This is a genomic window from Ensifer sp. Root31 (genome assembly GCF_001424825.1).
GTDB classification, from domain to species: Bacteria; Pseudomonadota; Alphaproteobacteria; order Rhizobiales; family Rhizobiaceae; genus Ensifer; species Ensifer canadensis.
Window position 1 is genome coordinate 483,240 of the sequence record NZ_LMCO01000001.1, and the last position, 23,086, is coordinate 506,325.

Genomic DNA, 23,086 nt, shown 5'->3' on the forward strand with positions numbered 1-23,086 from the left:
TCGCCCCAGGGGCAAGCCTCACAGTCAGATCCATGAGCGAATCTTATCTCCTTGCGGGCCGTTTTGGCGCCGCCACACGACTGTCACCAAAGGCGCTGCGGCTTTATGCCGAGCAGGGCCTGCTGGTGCCCGCCTATACCGATCCGACGACGGGCTATCGCTACTATGCGCCGGAGCAGGCCGCCCGGGCACGGCTTATCGCGCGCCTTCGACGCCTTGGCCTGTCGGTGGCGCGCGTCGCGCAATTGGTGGAACTGGATGCGCAGAGCCGCCTTATCGAATTGCGGTCCTGGCTGGACGCTCAAAACGAGCGGCTGAGCGAGCAGACCGAGCTGGTGGAGGCGATCGCGCGGCAGACGGACGGCGGTGATGCCGACCTAATCTCGGCGATTGCCGTACGCGAGGTGGCAGCCTGCAAGCTGATCTCCTGCCAACGTCAGCTCGATATCGAGGCGCTTGATGCATTCCTGGCAACCGCCCAGGCGGAGATCCGTGGTTACCTGCGCCATTGCGGGATTGCCAGCGACGGCGCCATGACCGTGCATTTCCATGAAACCGTTAGCCGCGACAGCGAGGGACTGGTGGAAGTCGCCATCGCCTATGAAGGCGGCATCGAGCCGGTCGACGACCTGCGCATCCGCCTTCAGGCCGCGCGGCGAGAGGTCTTTCTGCCGGTGCCGGCGGCTTGTGAAAACTTCCCGCTGATCTTGCGCGTCTACGACGCCATCGAAACCTGGCTGGATGCGCGAACCGACATCAACAGCAGCGGCAGCCCCTACGAACTACCCCGGCAGCAACGGCGCGTCCTTCGATGTCGCCTACCCCATAATGTTTCCGTCTTAGGCGGAATCAGAACCACTCTATCTCTTTGTTTTATCCGCATTTCCTGACGGAAGACCGCTCCGTACTTTTCCTGGAAATGCTCTAACAGGACAGACGATCATGATGCATTTCGCCTATACGGGCTCCGGCCCCTATTGCTACGCCAACTCTTTCGCAATGATGTTCGGCGCGCAGGCCCCCTCCACCGCGGTGATCGAATTTGCCACCAGCAGTCCGTTCGGCATGCAACTGCTCGGCGGCACCCTGCCGTTCTTCGACCCCTATGGCTGGGATCCGGAAGCCGGCTCTGAAGGCGCGCTTGCGGCGCTCGGCTGGACATCGACGCTCAGCAAGGGCGGCGATGCGGACGACGCGCTTTCCCGCCTGCGCGCAGCCCTCAAGGACGGACCGGTCTGGATCGGCCCCATCGAGATGGGGCATCTGCGCCACCAGCCGGGCATGAACGGACCGATCGACGCCGACCATTACGTCGTGGTGCTCGACATGGACGAGGACAGCGTGCTGATGCACGACCCGCAGGGCTACCCCTATGCGCGCCTGCCGCTCGCCAACTTCATGGCCGCCTGGCGCGCAGACACGCTGAGTTATGGTGACGCCTACACCATGCGGACCGACTTTGTCCGTATCGCCGAGATATCGGAAATCGAGACGATACGGGCGTCGATCCCGGCCGCCATCCACTGGCTGTCGATGGAGACGGACCTGCCCGTTCCTCCCGGAACCCTCGGCAATGCCGAAGCAGCCGAAACGCTCGCCGCGCGCGTCGCGACCGGTTGCGACAAGAACTTGCGCGCGCATCTGGTCCACTTCGCCATCCGGACCGGCGCCCGCCGCGCGGCCGACGCGGCCGCCTGCCTCGCACGGGCGGGTTACAACGAGGCGGCCCGCATTGCCGATGAACAGGCACGGCTCATCGGAGCGCTGCAGTATCCGCTGGTGGTGCGCAAGGACGCAGTCGCGGCGGCCACCTTGCGGGCACTCGCCCCGACCTATGACCGGATGAAGACCGCGCTGGAGCACGGTTGCTGATCTGCGATCGACCGCCGCTCGGGCCGTCGGCGCGGCCGGAGCGGCGGGACACGCGGTTATACGAGCAGTTCGGAAAAACTGCTTGCCCGTTCCGCGTTCTCACGCTTGAGCGGTTCGTAGTGCAGGCCGACCACGCCATTCTCGTAGGTGTCCGTGCCCATCAGCCGCAGATCATATCTGTCGGGAAGCTCATCGAACCAGGCGGCACCCGGGGACGTGACGGGATAGACGAAGAAGTGGAAGATATCGACGAGGCCGAGACCGATGACCGTCTGGGCCAGGCTGGCGCCGCCGGAAAGGTGAATATCGCCACCGGCGCGCGCCTTCAGATCCAGGAGATAGGCTGCCAGCAATTCGTCATCGTGGGCAACGACCTGCTCGACATTGTTCCATTCGGTCAGCGTCTGGCGTCCCGAGCGCGAGAAGACCAGTTTGCGATAGTCGTGCATCCTCCGCGCCATCTTGCGGTTGGTTTCGGTTCCCACGTCCTCCGACAGGGCGCCCGGCCAGTAGGATGCCATTTCCTCGTAGGTCACGCGGCCGACGAGTACGGTGTCATAGGTGGCGTAGAGCCGGTCGATCGCCCGATATTGGTCGTCGCCGACGCTACCGAGCCAGGCCAGCGGATCGTCGAGGCGACCGTTGAGCGTCGTCATCATCTGCAGGACAATCTTGCGCATGTCGAGCTCCTCTACTGGGTTCTGCCCTCCACGAGCCGGGCAAGCTGCGCGATGATCGTGCCCCAGCCATCGTGAAAACCCATCTCCTCGTGCATGTTTCGGTCGGCGTTGCTCTTGTGCATGACGTGGGCGGCATAGTCCGTGCCCTCAGGATGATCCTTGAGTGTGATGATCGCCGTCATGAAAGGGTTTTCGGCCGGGCGCCACCCCGCGACCAGCGAATTGGTAAAGACAATGCGCTGGATGTCGTCGACCGCCAGAAAGCACGCATCCAGATGCGGCGTGAACGCACCGCCGCCTTCGCTGATCCTTGTGACGAAGGCGCACGCCCGGCCGCAGGTCCATATCGACCACCTGGCATCTGGCCGGCGCCGGAACCCACCATTGCTCGAAGCTGGCGGGATCGGTCCATGCATTCCAGATCGTCGGCCGCGGCGCCTTGATCAGGCGCGATATCGTCAGGTCGAGATCGGGGTTGTGAGATCGGATCATGTCATTTCTCCTTGTTCTCAGCTGATATCACGAACTGTTCAAGCCGATCGGTGCGGCCTTCCCAAAGGGCGCGCTGCTCCGACATCCACGCTTCGATGGCGGCAAACCGGCTCTTCTCGATGGTGCAGGTGCGCACCCGGCCCTGCTTCTCGGTGCGGATCAGGCCGCTGCCTTCGAGAAAATGGATGTGTTTCATGAACGACGGTAGCGCCATGTCGAACGGCTCTGCCAGATCGCTGATGCTGGCTGGCCCTCGACCGAGCCTCGCCAGCACGGAGCGCCTCGTGGGGTCGGCCAGGGCCTGAAAAATTCCGTCCAAAGGGCTCGAATACTGTTCCATAAGGCTAAGTATCATGACGAAACACTTAGCGCAACGGCTAACTGTTTGCCCTCCGCCGGCGACGCACCAACACCCGCGCAAGCTCCGCGCACATCAATGATCTGGGTCAGCGCACAAGGTTGCGACTAGCGACGGCTGAGTACGATGAAAAATTAACCCTTGGTGAAGAAATGGCGGACAGAGAGGGATTCGAACCCTCGATACGCTTTCACGTATACACGCGTTCCAGGCGTGCGCCTTCAACCACTCGGCCACCTGTCCATCCGTCAACAGCCGATGGTCATGCGGCTGGATGGGAAGGGCGAGGCCCTTCGTGTCATCCGGCGCGAACCGGCGGACGGGCGGGATATATACCGATGATTTGCGCGGGATCAACTGCTTTCTGACAGATTGTTGACATCTTATGAAACTTGGCAGCGAACGGCTGCCATTGCGCTTGTCGAACACGGGGCCTATCTCTTGCGGCAGAGTTGTTCGGCGCCTCCTTTCGAAGGCCGCCGGAACGTTGCACCATCCCGGATTGCCACGTTCTCCCCTCGCGCCGGCTTTGCCCTCAAGCAGGGGAACTGATGCCGTAAGACGGGAGCGACGGTTCGATCTGGGGCGATAGAGTTTGAGAAATGAGGGACCGATGCGCTTCGTGCTGCGACTGGCGAGCTTTGTGGTGCTGCTTGCGGCCGTCCTTGCGGGGGCTGTCGATGCCATCCAGTCCGTCGCAGCCTCCGAGCTGGTGATGACGTCGCTCGGCGACGATCTCGAAGCGCTTGGCCCCGACACCGCTAGCTGGGTGCTGTTCGCGCAGCGGACGGATACCGGGCCGATCCTCTGGCACACGGTGCTGCACTGGTTCTTTACGCAGCCGGCGTTTGCGGTGCTCGCCCTTCTCGCCCTCCTCCTGTGGATGGCCGGATACAAGAAGCGGCCGGCGGCCGGCCGTTTCGCTGCCTGATCATCGCGGGGTGCTCATCCCGCGTCGACCGACAAGGAGTTTCGTGATGTTCCTGATCGACATGTTCAACAAGAAGACCATCATGCCCGACGCGCAGACGGCACTGCGCGGGCGCGAGGACGCCATTCCGACCGCCGCCACGCATTTCGTCTCGGGACACCCGCTGAAGGGCCCCTACCCGGAAGGCATGGAAAAGATCCTGCTCGGCATGGGATGCTTCTGGGGCGCGGAGCGGCTGCTCTGGAATAAGCCGGGCGTGTATGTCACCGCGGCCGGCTATTCCGGCGGCATGACGCCGAACCCGACCTACCAGGAAACCACCACGGGACTGACCGGCCACACCGAGGTGGTGCTGGTGGTCTACGATCCGGAGGTGGTTCCGTTGTCGAGCCTGCTCAAGACCTTTTTCGAGGAACACGACCCGACCCAGGGCATGCGTCAGGGCAACGATATCGGCACGACCTATCGCTCCGCCATCTATGTCTATGACGACGCGCAGCTGAAGGAAGCGAAGGCCGCGCGCGATGCCTTCCAGGCGGCGCTGAAGAGATCGGGCCACACCGGCAAGATCACCACCGAGATCGCGAAGGCCGGCCCGTTGTATTTTGCCGAGGACTACCACCAGCAGTATCTGGCGAAGAACCCTGTTGGTTATTGCGCCCTGCGTGGCACCGGCGTCAGCTGCCCGATCGGCGCCTAGGGCCTATCGCGATCAGCGGGATCCGCCTGCTGCGTTTCAGGCTTTCGCTTTTGCGCATGTCGCGCACAACCCACTGTATACTCTTGCGCGATATGCTCTTGGCCTTTTACATGCTGCTGGTGTCCACCCCCGCGCTAAAAGGTCAAGCGAACCGGCATTTTAACCCTGCTTGTGAATGCCGGTCGACATTTTTACCATCCGAAAAATTTTGAGTGTTTTTTTGCCGTGACCGTGCAAGGATGCGGCCACCCTAGCCCCCACGAGAGGGGTGGGTTCCGCAGACAGGTTCCATCCGGGGCCCGCGGGAGGACCCGATAAAGATCAATAGCGACAACAGGGCTGCACGATGAAAAAAACCATTCTCGGTCTCTTTGCCTTTTCCATGATGTCCGCGACGGCTCTGGCCGCCGACATCAAGCCGGCCATCATTTACGATCTGGGCGGCAAGTTCGACAAATCGTTCAACGAAGCCGCTTATAACGGCGCCGAAAAGTTCAAAACCGAATCGGGCGTCGAATACCGCGAATTCGAAATCGCCAACGATGCACAGCGCGAGCAGGCCCTGCGCCGCTTCGCCAGCGACGGCAACAACCCGATCGTCATGGCCGGCTTCAACTGGGCGGCACCGCTCGAAAAGATTGCCGGCGAATATCCGGACACCAAGTTCGCGATCATCGACATGGTGCTCGACAAGCCGAACGTGAAGTCGATCGTGTTCAAGGAACAGGAAGGCTCCTACCTCGTCGGCGTGCTCGCTGGTCTCGCTTCGAAGTCGAAGACCGTCAGCTTCGTCGGTGGCATGGACGTGCCGCTCATCCACAAGTTCGCCTGCGGCTATGTCGGCGGCGCGAAGTCGACCGGCGCTGACGTGAAGGTTCTCGAAGCCTACACCGGCACGACACCGGACGCCTGGAACGACCCGGTCAAGGGCGGCGAAATTGCCAAGTCGCAGATGGACCAGGGTTCGGACGTGGTCTACCACGCAGCCGGCGGCACGGGCGTTGGCGTCCTGCAGGCCGCTGCAGATGCCGGAAAGCTCGGCATCGGCGTCGACTCCAACCAGAACGGACTGCAGCCGGGCAAGGTTCTGACCTCGATGCTGAAGCGCGTCGACGTCGCCGTCTACGAAGCCTTCACTGCTGCCAAGAACGACAAGTTCGAGTTCGGCATCTCCAATCTCGGCCTCAAGGAAGATGGCGTCGGCTACTCGCTCGACGACAACAACAAGGCTCTGATCACCCCGGAAATGCTCGATGCGGTCGAGAAGGTGAAAGCCGAGATCATCGCCGGCAAGGTCCAGGTGCACGACTACATGAGCGACGAAGCCTGCCCCTACTAAGGGCTTCCGCCTGAAAATGAGAAAGGCCGCCGTTCGCTAGAACCGGCGGCCTTTTTATTTCCCTGTCCTGCGGAGCCATTGAGCCGCGCCATCTCCCTGGCTTTGCGCATTTCCTGACGCAAAGCCGCTTCGCACTTTTCCTGGAAAAGCTCTAGTAATGCGGCGGCCGGGTGATCGGAGGCGCATCGATCGATTGCTCCTCGAGGCTGAGGAAGCGTTCCGTCAGCCGGTCGAGCTTTGCTCGGGTCTGTTCGACCACTTTCCATTGCTCGGCAAGTTGGTCGGAAAGCTCTTCGATCGTCTTGGCCTGGTGAGCCACCGTCTCTTCAAGGCGGGTGACCCGGTCTTCGGCGTTGTTCATTTCAGCTGCTCCGTCCTGTCGCGGCCATCCCGGCGGGCGACGCCTGCAGCGCCGTACGTCTTCAGACGCACAAAGGTCGCTGTATCACTCTGAATAGCTGCATGTCGGTATTCCTAAATCGAACAAGATTAAGGAAACATGCAGCGGGGGATTTGCCGGCAGATTGGCCAGCGGATGTCCGCTGTCAAGCAGATTGCGTCTCAGGGCCTGGCCGTGGCCCCTCGCGTCAGCGAAAATCCCGGATCGCTTGCCGACAGCCTCTTGTGCAGGTGCACCATCATGCCGGCGGCAAAGAGCGGCGTCAGCAGGTTGAGCAGCGGTACGGCGAGAAACGCCGCAAGGATCAACCCGGCCAGGAACACGGTCGAGCGGTGCTTGGCGCGGAAAAGCCGCGCCTCCGCCGGCGACCGGTAGCGCATGGCGGCAAACTCGAAGAACTCCCGCCCCAGCAGGTAACCGTTGACGAGGAAGAAGGCGATCAGGTTGACGCCGGGCACGAGCAGCAGGAACAGCGCCAATATGTTGCCGAGAATGACGACGCCGAGGAACTTGGCGGAGCCGGCAATCGCCTCTCCGAGCGGCAAGGGCCTGCCCGCCGGCTCGCTCGGATAGTCGCGCGCCTCGACCACGTCCGCGACATCGTCAAGGAAGAAGCCGGCGATCAGCGCCGTCACCGGCGCTAGCAGCAGGGCCAGGGCCAGCGCCAGCCCGAGGCTCGCGAAGATGCCGAGCACGAAGGTGAGCCAACCCGCCCAGGCGGGCGTGCCAGGCATCAACGCATCGAGCCATGGCAAAGCAAGCCAGATGAAGAGTTCGCGCAGGCCGAACCACAGTGCTGCGAGCGCCAGAAGCGTCAGGCCGAGCACTTTCCAGAACACCGAACGGGTCTCCGGTGCAAAGAGATTGGCAAAAGAAAGCCGCGCCGCGTCCAATATCATCAAATCTCTCCAGTGCCGGGCAGGGTTCGATGAGGCATGTAGGCAAACGCCTTCGTATCGACAAGGCAGGACGGCCGGCATCATCTGCTTTCGGCAAAATTCCTGCGGCGAAGACGGACGAACCATGGCAAACGCCACGGGGAGCGATATGGTAGAGCTTGTTGCACAAAACTGTGCAGGGGTTTTGCGCGACATGCGCAAGAACAACGACTTAATGCGCAGTCAGCGAATCCTGGAGATCGCGACACGCTTTAGATCAAAAGCCTGCCCACGCGGGCCAACGGAAGGACGAGCTGCCGCTGGCGGCAGGCGGACAAGGGGAGACCATGACCAGACAGAAAACGCTCGCCGGGCTTTCGGTACTCGTCCAGGAAGGCAAGCTCGACCCGGTCACGCTTGCAGAGCAAACACTTGCCGGCATCGCGGCGCACGGCGATCAGTCGATCTTTGTCGGCATCACCCGCGAACGCGCGCTTAAGGAGGCCTCGGCGGCCTCCGCCCGGCTTCGTGCGGGCCGATCGCTCGGCCTGCTCGATGGTCTTCCGGTCGCCTGGAAGGATCTCTTCGACGTCAAGGGCAGCGTGACGACCGCGGGTTCCGCGGTCCTGCGGGACACCCCGCCTGCTGGCAGTGACGCCGCCGTGGTCGGCGCGGTTGCCGGTGCCGGCATGGTCAGCGTCGGGCGAACCAACATGAGCGAGTTCGCCTTCTCCGGCCTCGGCATCAATCCGCATTACGGCACGCCGCACAACCCGGCCTCGACCGATGTCGAGCGCATCCCCGGCGGCTCCTCGTCGGGCGCGGCGGCGGCGGTCGCGGCCGGTCTCGTGCCCGCGGCAATCGGTACCGATACTGGCGGCTCCGTCCGAATCCCGGCGGCCATGACCGGCATCATCGGCTACAAAGCGACGCGCGGCCGCTATTCGATGAAGGGCGTCTTCCCGCTCGCCGAAAGCCTCGATTCGCTCGGGCCTCTCTGTCATACGGTGCAGGATGCGGTCTGGCTCGACGCCGCCATGCATGGACTGACCGCACCGGTGGTTCGCCGCGGCGAGATCGCCGGCCTCTCGATCGTCATCCCCGAAACCATCGTCTTCGACGAGGCGGAAAACGAAGTCGTCGAAGCCTTCGAGGATGCGGTCAAGCGGCTGGAAAAGGCCGGCGCCACGGTCACCCGCCGCGCCTTTCCGACGTTCAAGGCGGTGTTCGATCTGATGGCGCGCCACGGCGCGCTCGTCACCGCCGAAGCCTTCGCACTTCACCGGGAGCGCCTGGCAGGCTCCGAGGCCGAACGCATCGATCCGCGTGTCGTCGCGCGCACCAGGCTCGGCGAGAAGATCACCATGCCTGACTATATCGCGCTTCTCGATGCGCGCGACCAGCTGATCCATGAAACGGTCGAGAGCCTGAAGCCGGGCGAACTCATCGTCCATCCGACATTGCCGCATGTCGCGCCGCCGTTGGCGCCGTTGCTGGCCGACGACGAGCTGTTCTTCAAGACCAACGCCACGACGCTGCGCAACACGCTCATCGGCAACTTCCTCGATTTCTGCGGCATCTCGATCCCCTGCGGCACCGGTGCCGGCGAAATGCCCGTGGGCCTGCAGTTGGCTGCACCGCACCATCAGGACGACCGGTTGCTCTCGATCGCACTTGCCGCCGAAGCCGTGATCCGGGGAGAGGCATGATCGTCTGTTTCGATATCGGCGGATCGGCGATCAAGGGGGCGATCGTGCATTCGCGCGAACGGATCTTTCCGCTGCCGCGCCGCACGACGCCGCTCAACAATTTCCGCCAGTTCGTCCAAACGCTCGAATCCGTGCTCGACGAAGCCGGCGGCCACCCGGAATGCGTGGCGATCTCGATTACCGGCGTCATCGACCCGGAGACGCGCCGGATCAAATGCGCCAACATCCCCTGCATCGACGGCCGCGAACTGGTGGCCGAGCTCGAGCGCGAGCTGCACCTGCCGATCAAGATCGCCAATGACGCCGACTGTTTCGCCCTTGCCGAAGCGGGCGCCGGCGCCGGCCGGGGTCACCGCATCGTCTTCGGGGCGATCCTCGGCACCGGTGTCGGCGGCGGCTTGGTGGTCGACGGCCAGTTGATCAACGCCGACGGCGGCTTTGCCGGCGAATGGGGACATGGACCGGCACTTGCCGCGGAAGCGGGTGAACCGCCGATCGCCATCCCCGCCTATGCCTGCGGCTGCGGCCAGCGGCGCTGCGTCGACACGGTCGGCGGCGCGCGCGGGCTCGAACGACTGCACGACACCGTGCACGGCAAGACCATGTCGAGCCATGAGATCATCGAGGCGTGGCTCAAGGGCGACACGGAAGCGAAACGCACCGTCGAGATTCTTGTCGATCTCGTCAGCTCACCGCTGGCGCTCGTCATCAACACCACGGGAGCGACGATCGTACCTGTCGGCGGCGGTCTTTCCAACGTTGAACCGCTGCTTGAGGGGATCGATCTGGCGGTTCGTAGCCGGATTCTGCGGCAGTTCAAACGGCCGCTCGTCGTGCGCGGCGAGTGTCAGGTCGAGCCCGGCCTGATCGGCGCAGCCCTGCTCGGCCTTGGAGGAGAAAAGGCATGAATGGCATCGGACTTGAGGTTTGCGTCGACGACGCCGACGGGCTTGCCGCGGCGATCGAGGGCGGGGCGGACCGGATCGAACTCTGCGCAGCACTTTCCGTCGGCGGGCTGACGCCGACCGCCGGGTTGATGGCGCTCGCCGGGCCGCCACGGGTACCCGTCTATGTCATGGTCCGGCCGCGGCCGGGCGACTTCGTCTTTGGCGCCGCCGATCTCGACATGATGCGCCGCGATATCGATGCGGTGCGCGATGCCGGACTTGCCGGCGTCGTTCTCGGTGCGTCGCTTACCGATGGCCAGCTCGATGCGCCCATGCTCCGAAAACTGACGGGCCATGCCGCAGGCCTCGGCCTCACCTTGCACCGCGCCTTCGACCTGGTGCCAGATTTCAAGGACGCAATCGAACTTGCGGTTGAACTCGGCTTTGAGCGGATCCTGACATCCGGAGGCGCGAGGAGCGCGCCACAGGCCATCGAGAAGCTGGCGGAGCTTGTCGAGCTGGCAGGTGGGCGGCTTTCGATCATGCCTGGTTCCGGCGTGACGCTTGAAACCGTCGATGCGCTGCTTGCCCGACTGCCCGTCACGGAAGTGCATTCATCCTGCTCGATCCGTGAGCCGGCTCATGATCGGCGACTGGTCGAGATGGGCTTCGTGACCGAGGATCGGCGCCGCACGGATGTGGCGACCGTTCAGGCGATGAAAGCGCGGCTTTCGGCGGGGTAGGACGTTCGCGCGTCGGATCTTCGCCACGCTTTCAGTTCACGCTAAAGAAAGGCCCGACGATCACTCCGATCGTCGGGCCTCAATTTTTCGATAGATCGGTGATCAGGCTGCGTAGACCTGGTTGCCGCCAATCCAAGTCGATCCCATGGCGAGTTCTGATGTCAGAAGCACGAAATCCGCATCTGCCCCGGGCAGAACACGGCCCTTGTGCGAGGAGATGCCCATGGCGTCGGCGGGATAGGCCGATGCCATGCGAAGGGCTTCCTCGACCGGTAGGCCGAGCTTTTCGTGCACGAAGCGCACCGACGAGAGCATGTCGATATCGGCGCCGGCAAGCGTGCCGTCGGCGAGCGTCAGACGACCGCCGTGGCGCAGGATCTCGCGGCCATTGAGCTCGAAGCTCGTCATGTCCGTTCCAATCGGCGACATCGCGTCGGTCACCAGGAAGATCTGGCCCGGGCCGGTCTTGGCCCGCAGCGCCACACCCATCGAGGCGGGGTCGACATGGTAGCCGTCGGCGATCAGGCCCGCGTGCAGGGTGCCTGTCGCAAGGGCTGCACCGACGACGCCAGGCTCGCGATGACCGAGACCGCTCATGGCGTTGAACAGATGCGTCACCGTCTTCGCCCCTGCCTTGGCATAGGACACGGCGGTCTCATAGCCGACATCCGTATGGCCGAGGCTGACGATGGCGCCGGCGTCGGCAAGCGCTCGAACCTGCTCTTTGGTCGCATTTTCCGGTGCGACCGTGACCATGAGGGTGCCGAGCGCCCTGGCGCAGTCGAGCATCTCCTTGAGGTCGGCGTCATCCATCGGTCGGATCAGCGCTGGATCGTGCGCGCCCTTTCGTGCGACCGAAAGATGCGGACCTTCCAGATGCAGGCCGAGGAAGCCGGGCACGCCGGCCGCCTTGGCCTGAAGGCCGGCGGCGATCGTTGCCGTGCGGACTTCGCGCGTATCGGTGATCAGCGTCGGCAGAAGTGCGGTCGTACCGAACTTCGCATGGGCCGAACAGATCTGGCGGATGCTTTCCAGCGTCGGCTGCGCGTTGAGAAGCGCCCCGCCGCCGCCGTTGACCTGCAGGTCGATGAAGCCGGGCACCAGCAGCAGGCCGTGGGCATCGACGATCGTGGCACCGGCCGGCAGATCGCCGGCTGCCACGATGGCCTTGACACGACCCGCCTCGATCAAGAGAGCGGCGCCGTCATGCCATTCGATACCATCGAACAGGCGGGCGCCGATGATTGCCTTCTTCTCGGTCATCTCGTCTCCGTTACCTTCTTGAGGCTTGCCGGTGCGTCGGGATTGAGACCGCGCGAGCGCGACCAGGCTTCGACGAAGCCATAGAACGGCAGGATCAGGGTCAGCGCGTCGGTGATCGGGTGTCCCGTCTCGACGAACGGCAGGCGCTTGGCCTTGCCGGCGCGGTTCGACGTCACATGGACCACGGCGCCCTTCTCGGCCATGCCGTCGGCGATCTCGGCGACGGACCCTTCGGCCGCATCGCGCGCCGCAAGCGTCAGCACCGGGAACTTGGCGCCGACAAGCGCCACCGGTCCATGCAGCACTTCGGCGGCCGAATAGGCTTCCGCATGCATGCCCGAAGTTTCCTTGAACTTCAGCGCCGCTTCGCTGGCGATCGCCAGCGCCGGGCCACGGCCAAGCACGTAGAGCGATTCGGCCTCGCCGAGATCGGCGGCGAACTCATGCCAATCCAGCTTCACCGCCTTGGCGAACTGGTTCGGCAGATCGGCCACGGCGCGCTGCAACGCCGCGTCGCCGGTCCATTCGCCGAGAACGGCAAGGCCGGCGACGATGGAGTTGACATAGGACTTGGTTGCAGCAACGGCGATTTCCGGGCCGGCGAGAATGTCGAGCGGATGGGTGCATGCCTTCGAGATCGGTGACGGCAGGGTGTTGGTAAGTGCGATTGATACGGCGCCCGCATCGGTTGCGGCCTGGGCCATCGCGACGATATCCGGGCTCTTGCCCGATTGCGAAATCGCAATTGCCGCCGCGCCACCGAGCTTCAGCTTGGCGCCATAGATCGACGCGAGCGACGGCCCGAGCGAAGCGACCGGTCGACCGGCCTGCAGCTCGATCGCATATTTCAGGAACAGGGCGGCATGGTCCGAAGAACCGCGCGCGATCGTCACCAGGAAAGCCGGGTCCTTGGCGCGCAGCGCTGCGCCGGCCTGCTTCAGGGCCTCGGAAGAATGCTCGAGCAGTCGGGCCGCCGCTTCGGGGATCTCGTCGATTTCTCGGCGCATGTTGGTCTGCATGGTCAATTCCTTTCTTGCGGAGCGACGGTCAGGATTCCGACAGGGTCAGTTCCGCGACAAAATCATAGGCGTCGCCCCGATAGAGCGAGCGGGTGAATTCGACGACGCGTCCCGATGCGAGATAGGAGACGCGTTCGATGGAAAGGCCGGCAGAGCCGACGGCGACGCCGAGCATGGAGGCGTCCGGATCCTTGATGTTGCAGGCGGAGATGCGCTGCACGGCGCGCACCGGCCGGGAACGGGTCTTGTCGAGCGCGGTATAGAGCGACGAGGTGACGGCCTGCGGATCCGGCAGGAATTCGGCCGAGATGCTGGCGCGCTCGATCGCGAGCGGCATGTCGTCAGCGATGCGCAGACGCCCGAGCCTGGCCACCAACGCGTCGGCCGGCAGGCCGAGCGCCATCATCTCATCCGGCGACGGATGATACAGGCCTCGCTCCAGCCAGCGGGCATGAGTGTTGAGACCACGGCGCGCCATGTCCTCGGTAAACGAGGTCAGCCGCGACAGCGATTGCTGCACCTTGGAGACCGGCTTGACGACAAAAGTGCCGGAGCCGTGGCGCCGCACCAGCAAGCCGTCGCGCACGAGATCGTCGACGGCCTTGCGCACGGTCACGCGGCTGATATTGGCGTAATCGGCCAAATCGCGCTCCGGCGGCAGGGCGTCGCCATGATTGAGCTTGCCCGACTGGATCGCGTCTTCCAGCGATTGCCGCAGTTTCAGATAGAGCGGACCGGATCCACCGGCCTGCAGGCCTTCGAGCGGCAGAATGGCAGCGAGATGATCGGTCATGCGCCGACCTCCGAGCGGGAGCCGAAGCGCTGTGCGGCGAGTGCGACGGCGCCGGTGAGCGCGTCGGCCTCGGCTTCGACAAAAAACGGCTGGTGGCGCTCGGCAAGCCAGGGACGATAGAGCGGCGCGAGGCCACCGAGCAGGCAGAGCTTGCGCCCGCCCCGGGCGACCACGACGTCTAGCGCCTCGTCGACCGTGATCGCCGCAGTCTTGAGCAGACGCACGGCGACGGGATCGCCCGCCTGCGCCGCTTCGAAGACACGCGGGGCATAGCGGCCGAACTCACCCGGCTTTGCCAGGCGCGCGAAATCGACGACAGCACTCGGATCGTTCCTGAACTCGGCCATGACGGAATCGGTTATCGGCGACGCCTCATGGATGCCATCGAAGGCAAGCAGGCTTTCCTGCAAAAGCGCATGGCCGATGCGTGCGCCACTGCCATGATCGCCGATCGTGAAGCCCCAGCCGCCGACATAGCTGACGATGTCGGCCTGCCGCAGGATATAGATGCTGCCGGTGCCGAGAATGGCGACGGCGCCGTCCTCGTCGCCGAGCGCGCCCTGCAGGGCAATCAGACCATCCGATTCGATATCGGCTGCGGCAAACGGCAGGCGTCGCTTCACATAATGCACGGCATCGCCGACATTGTGCCCGGCGACGCCGACAATTGCGCGCGCCTCGGCGATACCAGAGGGATCAAGACCGGCTTCTTCAAATGCCGCCCGCGCAGCGTCGCCAATATGGGCGAGCGCCGTTTCAGGATCCGTCAGAATGTTGGCTGCACCAGCCTTGCCGCGGCCGAGAATACGTCCATCCCCCGCAGCCACAGCCGCCCGGCAGCTTGTTCCGCCGCCATCGATTCCTATTAGGTAGTTTGGCATGAGCACCTCCGCCCATAGAGGATACCAAAAAAATACCAATAACCAAGTCCGAATTGGTCTCGATATCCAATTTTGAAATAATGCATTGAATAACAACGGATAATTTCAGAGATTGGTTTTTTTTGACGCCAAAATGTAATTTCTCCTAGACAATTGGTATTTTTTTGGCATTAATTCACCCAGAGGAGACACAACCTATGCCTTCAGTGAAGACCGAAGAGCGTCACGACAACGCCAAAGGCCTGGATGTCATGCATCCGGCGCTGGCGCTTCGGCTGCTCGCATCCGGACAACAGGCGGCAGCAAAGGTCGTGGACGCCGCGATTGAGCAGATTTCCGCTGCTGCGTCCCTGGCTGCAGAAACGCTCGCCTCCGGCAAGCGTCTCGCCTATGCCGGCGCCGGCAGCTCAGGCCTGATGGCCATGGCCGATGCGCTGGAACTTCCCGGCACCTACGGCATCCCCCAGGACCAGATCGTCATTCTGCTTGCAGGCGGCGCCGCCAGTCTCAATGACCTCGCCGGCGGCTACGAAGACGACATGGATCTGGCGCGCGAAGACGTCCGCAAGGCCGGCATCACCGCGGGCGACTGTCTGGTTTCAGTGTCGGCCAGCGGCTCGACACCCTATGCGCTGGCCGCAGCCGACGAGGCGCGCAAGCTCGGCGCAAAAGTCATCGCCGTTGCCAACAATCCGGGCGCAGCTCTTTTCAACGACGCGGATGTCGCCATTCTGCTGCAGACGCCGCCGGAAGTCGTTTCCGGCTCGACGCGCATGGGTGCCGGCACGGCACAGAAGATCGCCTTCAACATGTTCTCGACGCTGGTCGGCATCCATCTCGGCCACGTGCTCGACGGCCACATGGTCAATCTGCGCGCCGACAACATCAAGCTGCACGGCCGCGCCGTTCGCATCGTCACCGACATTACCGGTGTTGGCGCATCCGAGGCCGGCCGGCTGATCAATGCCGCATCCGGCTCGGTCAAGATCGCCATCCTGCTGGCATCGGGCGCGAAGGACGTGGCGGCAGCCGAAGCGGCGCTCAACCAGACCAAGCAGAACCTGCGCCGGGCGATCGATATCGTTTCGGCCTGAGATAAACCTGGGATTCAAACCGCGCCAAAACGGCGCATATAAGAGGGAGAAGCTAAATGACCCGTACGACACTCAAGGGCCTGCTGCTTGCGTCGAGCATTCTCGGCTCGGCCGGCCTGGCCCACGCGGAGGACGTCACGCTGACGATCGAAAGCTGGCGCAACGACGACCTGGCGATCTGGCAGGAAAAGCTGATCCCGGCTTTCGAAGCCAAGAACCCCGGCATCAAGGTCAAGTTCGCCCCGATGGCGCCGACCGAGTACAACGCGGCGCTGAACGCCAAACTCGACGCCGGCTCCGCGGGCGACCTCATCACCTGCCGTCCGTTCGATGTCTCGCTCGAACTCTACAACAAGAAGCACCTTGCCGACCTGACGGCGCTGCCGGGTATGGAAAATTTCTCCCCGGTCGCCAAGTCCGCCTGGACGACAGACGATGGCTCGGCCACCTTCTGCGTGCCGATGGCTTCGGTCATCCACGGCTTCATCTACAACAAGGACGCCTTCGACCAGCTCGGCATCCAGATCCCGACGACGGAAGCCGAATTCTTCGCAGCTCTCGACAAGATCAAGGCCGACGGCAACTACATCCCGATGGCGATGGGCACCAAGGATCTCTGGGAAGCCGCGACCATGGGCTACCAGAACATCGGCCCGACCTACTGGAAGGGTGAAGAAGGCCGCGCTGCGCTGATCAAGGGCGAGCAGAAGCTGACCGATGAACCGTGGGTCGAGCCCTATCGCGTTCTCGCCAAGTGGAAGGACTATCTCGGCGACGGCTTCGAGGCCCAGACCTATCCGGACAGCCAGAACCTGTTCACGCTCGGCCGCGCCGCGATCTATCCGGCCGGCTCGTGGGAAATCGGCCTGTTCAACACCCAGGCCCAGTTCAAGATGGGCGCCTTCCCGCCTCCGGTTAAGAACGCCGGCGACGCTTGCTACATCTCCGACCACAACGACATCGGCGTCGGTCTGAACGCCAAGAGTGCGCACGCCGAGCAAGCCAAGACCTTCCTTACCTGGGTCGCTTCGCCGGAATTCGCCGAGATTTACGCCAATTCGCTGCCGGGCTTCTTCAGCCTCAATTCGACCCCGGTGAAGATGACCGATCCGCTCGCTCAGGAATTCGTTTCCTGGCGCGAAAAGTGCAAGCCGACGATCCGCTCGACCTACCAGATCCTGGCGCGCGGTACGCCGAGCCTCGAGAACGAAACCTGGGTTGAATCGGCCAACGTCATCAACGGCACGGATACGCCTGAGGTTGCGGCCGAAAAGCTGCAGAAGGGTCTCGACGGCTGGTACAAGCCGGCGAAGTAAGCGCAACTGGTTCCCTCCCCTTCGGGGGAGGGTCGGCCCTACAGCGCCGCGCGTCTTGTCGGACGCACAAAGGTCGCTGTAGCACTTTGAATTGCTGAATGTTTTTGTCCTCAAATCGGATAGGATTGAGGAAACATGCAGCAAGGGCCGGGCGGGAGGACATTGCCCAAGGAGGCACTCCCCCAGCCGCAGCGTCCTCGACCTCCCCTTGATGGGGAGGTCCCCGACGCAGTCGTTTGCAAAAGAACGCGATAGCCTTAACCTTCGTCATGAGCCCGGATCGGGGCAGGCGTTATGCGGCAAGACCGGCCGTGTGGCGTCGACGTGCATCATGACGCCCTGGGGAACCGGTCGAACAAGCGGGTACGATCAATGAGCAACGTCACTTCACTGCAAGAGGGACAGCCGACCGTGAGACGGCCGAAACGCTGGCACATCCTCATCTTTCTGCTGCCGGCCCTTCTGGTCTACACGGCGGTGATGATCCTGCCGTTGATCGAGACGCTGCGTCTCTCGCTATACAACACGGTCGACGGCCAGCCGACCTTCGTTGGTCTCGCAAACTTCCAGGTCCTGTTCGGCGAGGAGCGCTGGGCGCACGACTTCTGGAACGCGCTGAAGAACAACGTCATCTTCTTCATCATTCACATGTGCGTGCAGAATCCGATCGGCGTTGCGCTGGCGGCCATGCTGTCCATTCCGAAGCTGCGTTTCGTCACGTTCTACCGCACGGCGATCTTCCTGCCGACGCTGCTTTCCTTCGTTATCGTCGGCTTCATCTGGAAGCTGATCCTGTCGCCGATCTGGGGTGTCGCGCCCTGGATGCTCGATCTCGTCGGCCTCAAGTCGATGTTTGCGCCCTGGCTCGGCAGGCCAGGCTCGGCCCTGATCGCCGTGTCGTTGATCTCGGTCTGGCAATATGTCGGCATCCCGATGATGCTGATCTACGCCGCCCTGCTCAACATTCCCGATGAAGTGATCGAAGCCGCCGAATGCGACGGCGTCACCGGCTGGAGCCAGTTCTGGAAGATCAAGCTGCCGCTGATCCTGCCCGCGATCGGCATCATCTCGATCCTGACCTTCGTCGGCAACTTCAACGCCTTCGACCTGGTCTACACCGTGCAGGGCGCGCTTGCCGGTCCTGATGGCTCGACCGACATTCTCGGCACGCTGCTCTACCGCACCTTCTTCGGCTTCCAGCTGCAGCTGGGCGACCGCTCGATGGGCGCGACGATCGCAACGGTGATGTTCCTGATCATCCTCGCCGGCGTCTCGCTCTACCTCTTCGTCATCCAGCGCCGCATGCGCCGCTATCAGTTCTAAGGGAGGCCGAGATGTCGCAAGCACGCCACTCCATTTTCCGCACCGGCTTCGTCCACATCGCGCTGATCGCCTATACGCTCATCTCGCTGTTTCCGGTGTTCCTGACGATCATCAACTCGTTCAAGGATCGCAACGCGATCTTCCGGGCGCCGTTGACGGTCCCGACGCCCGAGACCTTCAGCCTGATCGGCTACCAGACGGTGCTCGGCCAGGGCGATTTCGCGACCTACTTCCAGAACAGCTTCATCGTCACGGTCGTCGCGATCGCGCTGGTGCTGTTGTTCGGCGCCATGGCCGCGTTCGCGCTGTCGGAATACCGCTTCCGCGGCAATACGCTGATGGGGCTCTATCTCGCGATCGGCATCATGATCCCGATCCGGCTCGGCACCGTCGCCATCCTTCAGGGCATGGTCGCTGCCAACCTCGTCAACACGCTGACGGCGCTGATCCTCGTCTATACCGCACAGGGGCTACCGCTCGCGGTGTTCATCCTGTCGGAGTTCATGCGCACGGTTTCGGATGACCTGAAGAATGCCGGCCGCATCGACGGGCTGTCGGAATACTCGATCTTCTTCCGCCTCGTGCTGCCGCTGATCCGGCCGGCGATGGCAACGGTTGCCGTGTTCACGATGATCCCGATCTGGAACGATCTGTGGTTCCCATTGATCCTGGCGCCGGCAGAAGCAACCAAGACGGTCACGCTCGGCTCGCAGATCTTCATCGGCCAGTTCGTCACCAACTGGAACGCCGTGCTTGCGGCCCTGTCGCTCGCCATCCTTCCGGTTCTCGTCCTCTATGTCATTTTCTCGCGGCAGCTGATCCGCGGCATCACCGCAGGAGCAGTCAAGTGAGTTCAAACAGCAAACCGGTCCGGGTCCTCGTCGCGGGTCTCGGCAATATGGGCCGCAGCCATGCGCTGGCCTATCACAACAATCCCGGCTTCGAGATCGTCGGGCTGGTCAACCGCTCCAAGGTGGAGCTTCCGGAGGAACTGCGCGGCTACGAGATCCATCCTGACTTCAAGACGGCGCTTGAGGAACTGAAACCCGAACTCTGCTCGGTCTGTACCTATTCCGACAGCCATGCCGACTATGCGGTTGCCGCCTTCGAAGCCGGCTGCGACGTGTTCGTGGAGAAGCCGCTGGCAACGACGGTCGCAGACGCCGAACGGGTCGTTGCTGCCGCCAGGAAGCATGGCCGCAAGCTGATCATCGGCTACATCCTGCGCCACCACCCCTCGTGGATCCGGCTGATCGCCGAAGCCCGCAAACTCGGCGGTCCTTACGTCTTCCGCATGAACTTGAACCAGCAGTCGAGCGGTCCGACCTGGGAGACCCACAAGTCGCTGATGCAGACGACCCCGCCGATCGTCGACTGCGGCGTGCATTATGTCGACGTCATGTGCCAGATCACCGACGCCAAGCCGGTGGAGGTGCGCGGCATGGGCCTGCGTCTTTCCGACGAAATCGCTTCGGACATGTACAATTACGGCCACCTGCAGGTGATCTTCGAAGACGGGTCGGCCGGCTGGTACGAGGCCGGCTGGGGTCCGATGATTTCGGAGACCGCCTTCTTCGTGAAGGACGTCATGTCGCCAAAGGGCTCCGTGTCGATCGTCATGGATCCGAATGCCAAGTCGGACGATATCGACACACACACCAAGACCTCGGTCATTCGCGTGCACAATGCGGAAACTGGTCCCAATGGTCGCTTTCTCAAGCCGGACGAGGACCTGACAATGGACGGAGAGCCCGGCCATCAGGAACTCTGCGATCGTGAGCAGGCCTATGTGCTGAAGGCCATTCGCGAAGATATCAATCTCGACCGCCACATGAACGACGCCGTCCAGTCGCTGCGCATCTGCCTTGCGGCTGATGAAAGCGTCCGCACCGGTCAGCCGGTCAAACTTTAAGAGGGGCAATTAGGTGGGATCACTTCAACTCAAATCCATCCGCAAGGCCTACGGAAACCATGAGGTTCTCAAGGGCATCGACCTGGAAGTGAAGGACGGCGAGTTCGTCATCTTCGTGGGTCCTTCCGGCTGCGGCAAGTCGACATTGCTGCGCACCATTGCCGGCCTTGAGGACGCGACCTCCGGCAGCGTCCAGATCGACGGCGTCGAAGTCGGACACGTGGCCCCCGCCAAGCGCGGCATCGCCATGGTATTCCAGTCCTATGCGCTCTATCCGCACCTGACGGTGAAGGACAATATGGGCCTGGGCCTGAAGCAGGCCGGCAAGCCGAAAGCTGAAATCGAGGACAAGGTCGGCAAGGCCGCCAGCATGCTGTCGCTCGACCCCTATCTCGCCCGGCGCCCGGCGGAACTTTCCGGCGGCCAGCGCCAGCGTGTCGCCATCGGCCGCGCCATCGTGCGCGAACCGAAGCTGTTCCTGTTCGACGAGCCCTTGTCGAACCTCGATGCGGCCTTGCGCGTCAACACCCGGCTCGAGATCGCCCGGCTGCATCGCAGCCTGAAGGCCACGATGATCTACGTGACCCATGATCAGGTCGAAGCGATGACGCTGGCCGACAAGATCGTGGTGCTGAACGCCGGCCAGATCGAGCAGATCGGCTCGCCGATGGATCTCTACAACCGGCCGGCCAATGTCTTCGTCGGTGGCTTCATCGGCTCGCCGCAGATGAACTTCGTCGACGGCGCCCGCCTCGGCGATCCCGGCGCCAAGACGATCGGCATCCGGCCGGAACATATCGGTCTGTCGCGCGAGAGTGGCGACTGGAAGGGCAAGGTCATCCACGTCGAGCATCTGGGCGCCGACACGATTGTCTATATCGAGTCCGACCAGGTCGGTCTGATCACCGTTCGGCTGTTTGGCGAACACCGCTACGCGCCTGATGACATTGTCTTTGCGACGCCGATGGTCGGCAGCATGCACCGCTTCGGTGCCGACGACCGCGTCCTCGCCTGAGACGATAATCCGGCGACAAACCCGGATCACACCTTAGTGATATCAAGCCGCCGTGGTGCCGAAAGCACTGCGGCGGCTGATTTTTTTGATCGATTCAACGCGCTGCATCACGGTGTTGCACTGCGGCGCAAATTAACATACATTTGTGTTTGTATATTAGCGTTCCGGTATTTTCCCATCCCGATACTGGTAATTGCTTCCCTTCACTTCCGGACCGCGCAGCCCTGCGATACGCACTGGCTGCGCACGGTCACCGAATATGGACATCGCTATGCGCATGAACCGACCGACACTGGCCGCCGCCTTGGCAACCGTGATTCTCCTTTCCGGCTGCCAGAAAGACGAAGAACAGGCCGCTCCCGCCTTCCCGCCATCGGCCGTCGCTGTCTTCACGACCGCATCCGAGACGCTGCCGATCACCAATGAACTGCCGGGCCGCATCACCGCGACGCGCGTCGCCGAAGTTCGTCCGCGCGTTTCCGGCATCGTCGTCGAACGCGTCTTCCAGCAGGGCTCGAAGGTCAAGGAAGGTGACGTGCTCTACCGCATCGACCCTGCTCCCTTCCAGGTCCAGGTCGAAAAGGCCGAAGCGACCCTGCGCCGCGCCCAGGCCGTGCATCTCCAGGCCGAACAGAAGGCTGCCCGACAGGAAGCTCTGAAGAAGGCAAACGTCGTCGCCGCCCAGCAGTTCGACGATGCAAACGGCCTGCTGGCTGCAGCAAACGCCGACGTCGCCATCGCCCAGGCGGGCTTGGCCGCTGCCAAGCTCGACCTGCAATACGCCAACGTGACCGCCCCGATCAGCGGCCAGATCGGACGCGCTCTCATCACCGAGGGTGCGCTCGTCAGCGCCAACAGCTCGGAAAACCTCGCCACGATCCAGCAACTCGATCCGCTCTATGCCGACTTTACCCAGTCGGCGACCGATCTCATCCGCCTGCGCAAGGCGCTTGAAGCCGGCCAGATGATGAGCGGTGACCAGGAGGCCGAGGTTCAACTGATCCTCGACGACGGCACGCCTTATGAACACAAGGGCAAGCTCCTGTTCTCGGAAGCGGCCGTTGACGCGACGACCGGCCAGGTAACGCTGCGCGGCGAGTTCCCCAATCCCGACGGCGACCTATTGCCGGGCATGTATGTCCGCGTGCTGGTCCAGCAGGGTGTCGAGAAGGACGCGATCACCGTGCCGCAGCAGGCTGTCCAGCGCAACAATGCCGGCCAGTCGCAGGTCTATGTCGTGGCCGCCGACAAGAAGGTCGAGTTCCGCAACGTCACACTTGGACGCACGGTCGGAACCCGCTGGCAGGTGGCCTCGGGGCTGAAGCCCGGCGAAAAGGTCATCGTCGAAGGCTTCCAGAAGATCGGCCCCGGCGCGCCGGTGGAGCCGACCGACTGGGATCCGAATGCAAAGCCGGCGGCCGAAGCAGCCCAGACGACCGCGGCGACCGACGCAAAGCCCGCTGAAGCCACAGAGTGAGTGC

Annotated in this window: 23 protein-coding genes, 1 tRNA gene and 1 pseudogene; 15 read left to right on the plus strand and 10 right to left on the minus strand. The window is 63.1% G+C overall.

The annotated features are described in order from the left end of the window. Positions 1-32: 32 nt before the first annotated feature. Entirely contained in the window at positions 33-890 is an 858-nt protein-coding gene (locus ASD00_RS02380) for a MerR family transcriptional regulator (RefSeq protein WP_200951423.1), read from the plus strand. Positions 891-942: 52 nt separating this feature from the next. Next, positions 943-1,872: a hypothetical protein gene (locus tag ASD00_RS02385; RefSeq protein ID WP_025425468.1), complete on the plus strand. Its 930-nt coding sequence runs from the start codon at positions 943-945 to the stop codon at positions 1,870-1,872. A 56-nt stretch (positions 1,873-1,928) separates the two neighbouring features. Here the strand turns inward: ASD00_RS02385 and ASD00_RS02390 are convergent, their stop codons facing one another. The 4 genes and pseudogenes from ASD00_RS02390 to ASD00_RS02405 form a co-directional block, all read right to left on the minus strand. Further along, positions 1,929-2,552 (minus strand): dihydrofolate reductase family protein, encoded by a 624-nt coding sequence (locus tag ASD00_RS02390; RefSeq protein ID WP_025425467.1) that lies wholly within the window; start codon positions 2,550-2,552, stop codon positions 1,929-1,931. Between the two features lie 11 nt (positions 2,553-2,563). Next, positions 2,564-3,044, minus strand: a pseudogene (locus tag ASD00_RS02395) (SRPBCC family protein). 1 nt (position 3,045) lies between these two features. Then, positions 3,046-3,384, minus strand: a complete 339-nt coding sequence (locus ASD00_RS02400; RefSeq protein ID WP_038576608.1) for a metalloregulator ArsR/SmtB family transcription factor — start codon at positions 3,382-3,384, stop codon at positions 3,046-3,048. A gap of 171 nt (positions 3,385-3,555) precedes the next feature. After that, positions 3,556-3,645, minus strand: a tRNA-Ser gene (locus ASD00_RS02405). Between the two features lie 370 nt (positions 3,646-4,015). On the opposite strand from ASD00_RS02405, the gene ASD00_RS02410 reads away from it, so the two are divergent. The 3 genes from ASD00_RS02410 (at position 4,016) to ASD00_RS02420 (ending at position 6,372) form a co-directional block, all read left to right on the plus strand. Further along, positions 4,016-4,333 carry a hypothetical protein gene (locus ASD00_RS02410; protein WP_025425464.1) on the plus strand — a complete coding sequence of 106 codons (318 nt, stop codon included), beginning with the start codon at positions 4,016-4,018 and terminating at the stop codon, positions 4,331-4,333. Positions 4,334-4,379: 46 nt separating this feature from the next. Then, entirely contained in the window at positions 4,380-5,033 is a 654-nt protein-coding gene (msrA, locus tag ASD00_RS02415) for a peptide-methionine (S)-S-oxide reductase MsrA (RefSeq protein WP_025425463.1), read from the plus strand. A 346-nt stretch (positions 5,034-5,379) separates the two neighbouring features. After that, complete coding sequence (locus ASD00_RS02420; protein ID WP_025425462.1) at positions 5,380-6,372, plus strand: BMP family ABC transporter substrate-binding protein; 993 nt, start codon at positions 5,380-5,382, stop codon at positions 6,370-6,372. A gap of 151 nt (positions 6,373-6,523) precedes the next feature. On the opposite strand, the gene ASD00_RS02425 is transcribed toward ASD00_RS02420, so the two are convergent. Next, positions 6,524-6,733: a SlyX family protein gene (locus ASD00_RS02425; protein ID WP_025425461.1), complete on the minus strand. Its 210-nt coding sequence runs from the start codon at positions 6,731-6,733 to the stop codon at positions 6,524-6,526. A gap of 200 nt (positions 6,734-6,933) precedes the next feature. Beyond that, positions 6,934-7,671 (minus strand): sulfate transporter family protein, encoded by a 738-nt coding sequence (locus ASD00_RS02430; RefSeq protein WP_057204371.1) that lies wholly within the window; start codon positions 7,669-7,671, stop codon positions 6,934-6,936. Between the two features lie 326 nt (positions 7,672-7,997). Between ASD00_RS02430 and ASD00_RS02435 the strand changes: the two genes are divergently transcribed. The 3 genes from ASD00_RS02435 to ASD00_RS02445 are packed head-to-tail and all read left to right on the plus strand — an operon-like array spanning position 7,998 to position 10,989. Next, on the plus strand, positions 7,998-9,359 hold the full coding sequence (locus ASD00_RS02435; protein ID WP_057204374.1) for an amidase: 1,362 nt from the start codon (positions 7,998-8,000) through the stop codon (positions 9,357-9,359). Next, complete coding sequence (locus ASD00_RS02440) at positions 9,356-10,267, plus strand: ROK family protein (protein ID WP_025425458.1); 912 nt, start codon at positions 9,356-9,358, stop codon at positions 10,265-10,267. The genes ASD00_RS02435 and ASD00_RS02440 overlap by 4 nt, the downstream gene beginning before the upstream one ends. Further along, on the plus strand, positions 10,264-10,989 hold the full coding sequence (locus ASD00_RS02445) for a copper homeostasis protein CutC (RefSeq protein WP_057204376.1): 726 nt from the start codon (positions 10,264-10,266) through the stop codon (positions 10,987-10,989). Before ASD00_RS02440 ends, ASD00_RS02445 begins: the two co-directional genes overlap by 4 nt. A 102-nt stretch (positions 10,990-11,091) precedes the next feature. Here the strand turns inward: ASD00_RS02445 and nagA are convergent, their stop codons facing one another. From nagA to ASD00_RS02465, 4 genes are read right to left on the minus strand one after another with little or no spacing between them, the layout of a single operon-like run. Beyond that, complete coding sequence (gene nagA, locus ASD00_RS02450; RefSeq protein ID WP_025425456.1) at positions 11,092-12,252, minus strand: N-acetylglucosamine-6-phosphate deacetylase; 1,161 nt, start codon at positions 12,250-12,252, stop codon at positions 11,092-11,094. Further along, complete coding sequence (locus ASD00_RS02455) at positions 12,249-13,271, minus strand: SIS domain-containing protein (protein ID WP_025425455.1); 1,023 nt, start codon at positions 13,269-13,271, stop codon at positions 12,249-12,251. Before ASD00_RS02455 ends, nagA begins: the two co-directional genes overlap by 4 nt. Positions 13,272-13,299: 28 nt before the next feature. Continuing rightward, positions 13,300-14,064: a GntR family transcriptional regulator gene (locus ASD00_RS02460; protein ID WP_025425454.1), complete on the minus strand. Its 765-nt coding sequence runs from the start codon at positions 14,062-14,064 to the stop codon at positions 13,300-13,302. Next, the gene (locus ASD00_RS02465; RefSeq protein WP_025425453.1) at positions 14,061-14,945 is read right to left on the minus strand and encodes an N-acetylglucosamine kinase; all 885 of its coding nucleotides are present in this window, start codon (positions 14,943-14,945) and stop codon (positions 14,061-14,063) included. The genes ASD00_RS02460 and ASD00_RS02465 overlap by 4 nt, the downstream gene beginning before the upstream one ends. A gap of 197 nt (positions 14,946-15,142) precedes the next feature. Here ASD00_RS02465 and ASD00_RS02470 point away from each other — a divergent pair, with 197 nt between their 5' ends. From ASD00_RS02470 to ASD00_RS02500, 7 genes are all read left to right on the plus strand, one after another. Further along, positions 15,143-16,039 carry an N-acetylmuramic acid 6-phosphate etherase gene (locus tag ASD00_RS02470; RefSeq protein ID WP_025425452.1) on the plus strand — a complete coding sequence of 299 codons (897 nt, stop codon included), beginning with the start codon at positions 15,143-15,145 and terminating at the stop codon, positions 16,037-16,039. A gap of 56 nt (positions 16,040-16,095) precedes the next feature. Beyond that, a complete protein-coding gene (locus ASD00_RS02475) occupies positions 16,096-17,355 on the plus strand; it encodes an ABC transporter substrate-binding protein (RefSeq protein WP_025425451.1) in 1,260 nt (419 codons plus the stop codon). 372 nt (positions 17,356-17,727) lie between these two features. After that, on the plus strand, positions 17,728-18,678 hold the full coding sequence (locus ASD00_RS02480; RefSeq protein WP_025425450.1) for a sugar ABC transporter permease: 951 nt from the start codon (positions 17,728-17,730) through the stop codon (positions 18,676-18,678). Between the two features lie 11 nt (positions 18,679-18,689). Further along, entirely contained in the window at positions 18,690-19,529 is an 840-nt protein-coding gene (locus ASD00_RS02485; RefSeq protein WP_025425449.1) for a carbohydrate ABC transporter permease, read from the plus strand. Further along, complete coding sequence (locus ASD00_RS02490) at positions 19,526-20,590, plus strand: Gfo/Idh/MocA family oxidoreductase (protein ID WP_057204378.1); 1,065 nt, start codon at positions 19,526-19,528, stop codon at positions 20,588-20,590. Before ASD00_RS02485 ends, ASD00_RS02490 begins: the two co-directional genes overlap by 4 nt. 13 nt (positions 20,591-20,603) lie before the next feature. Next, positions 20,604-21,605: an ATP-binding cassette domain-containing protein gene (locus ASD00_RS02495; protein ID WP_025425447.1), complete on the plus strand. Its 1,002-nt coding sequence runs from the start codon at positions 20,604-20,606 to the stop codon at positions 21,603-21,605. 259 nt (positions 21,606-21,864) lie between these two features. Beyond that, positions 21,865-23,082, plus strand: coding sequence for an efflux RND transporter periplasmic adaptor subunit (locus tag ASD00_RS02500; RefSeq protein ID WP_025425446.1), 1,218 nt, complete (start codon positions 21,865-21,867; stop codon positions 23,080-23,082). Positions 23,083-23,086 lie beyond the last annotated feature (4 nt).

Excerpts from the sequence above, each read along its gene's own strand:
- ASD00_RS02445 (WP_057204376.1), top strand. The coding sequence starts at position 10,264 with ATGAATGGCATCGGACTTGAGGTTTGCGTCGACGACGCCGACGGGCTT.
- ASD00_RS02475 (WP_025425451.1), top strand. The coding sequence starts at position 16,096 with ATGACCCGTACGACACTCAAGGGCCTGCTGCTTGCGTCGAGCATTCTC.
- ASD00_RS02440 (WP_025425458.1), top strand. The coding sequence starts at position 9,356 with ATGATCGTCTGTTTCGATATCGGCGGATCGGCGATCAAGGGGGCGATC.
- ASD00_RS02380 (WP_200951423.1), top strand. The coding sequence starts at position 33 with ATGAGCGAATCTTATCTCCTTGCGGGCCGTTTTGGCGCCGCCACACGA.
- ASD00_RS02485 (WP_025425449.1), top strand. The coding sequence starts at position 18,690 with ATGTCGCAAGCACGCCACTCCATTTTCCGCACCGGCTTCGTCCACATC.
- ASD00_RS02460 (WP_025425454.1), bottom strand. The coding sequence starts at position 14,064 with ATGACCGATCATCTCGCTGCCATTCTGCCGCTCGAAGGCCTGCAGGCC.
- ASD00_RS02455 (WP_025425455.1), bottom strand. The coding sequence starts at position 13,271 with ATGCAGACCAACATGCGCCGAGAAATCGACGAGATCCCCGAAGCGGCG.
- ASD00_RS02425 (WP_025425461.1), bottom strand. The coding sequence starts at position 6,733 with ATGAACAACGCCGAAGACCGGGTCACCCGCCTTGAAGAGACGGTGGCT.
- ASD00_RS02435 (WP_057204374.1), top strand. The coding sequence starts at position 7,998 with ATGACCAGACAGAAAACGCTCGCCGGGCTTTCGGTACTCGTCCAGGAA.
- nagA (WP_025425456.1), bottom strand. The coding sequence starts at position 12,252 with ATGACCGAGAAGAAGGCAATCATCGGCGCCCGCCTGTTCGATGGTATC.
- msrA (WP_025425463.1), top strand. The coding sequence starts at position 4,380 with ATGTTCCTGATCGACATGTTCAACAAGAAGACCATCATGCCCGACGCG.
- ASD00_RS02385 (WP_025425468.1), top strand. The coding sequence starts at position 943 with ATGATGCATTTCGCCTATACGGGCTCCGGCCCCTATTGCTACGCCAAC.
- ASD00_RS02480 (WP_025425450.1), top strand. The coding sequence starts at position 17,728 with ATGAGCAACGTCACTTCACTGCAAGAGGGACAGCCGACCGTGAGACGG.
- ASD00_RS02465 (WP_025425453.1), bottom strand. The coding sequence starts at position 14,945 with ATGCCAAACTACCTAATAGGAATCGATGGCGGCGGAACAAGCTGCCGG.
- ASD00_RS02430 (WP_057204371.1), bottom strand. The coding sequence starts at position 7,671 with ATGATATTGGACGCGGCGCGGCTTTCTTTTGCCAATCTCTTTGCACCG.
- ASD00_RS02390 (WP_025425467.1), bottom strand. The coding sequence starts at position 2,552 with ATGCGCAAGATTGTCCTGCAGATGATGACGACGCTCAACGGTCGCCTC.
- ASD00_RS02470 (WP_025425452.1), top strand. The coding sequence starts at position 15,143 with ATGCCTTCAGTGAAGACCGAAGAGCGTCACGACAACGCCAAAGGCCTG.
- ASD00_RS02420 (WP_025425462.1), top strand. The coding sequence starts at position 5,380 with ATGAAAAAAACCATTCTCGGTCTCTTTGCCTTTTCCATGATGTCCGCG.
- ASD00_RS02500 (WP_025425446.1), top strand. The coding sequence starts at position 21,865 with ATGGACATCGCTATGCGCATGAACCGACCGACACTGGCCGCCGCCTTG.
- ASD00_RS02400 (WP_038576608.1), bottom strand. The coding sequence starts at position 3,384 with ATGGAACAGTATTCGAGCCCTTTGGACGGAATTTTTCAGGCCCTGGCC.
- ASD00_RS02410 (WP_025425464.1), top strand. The coding sequence starts at position 4,016 with ATGCGCTTCGTGCTGCGACTGGCGAGCTTTGTGGTGCTGCTTGCGGCC.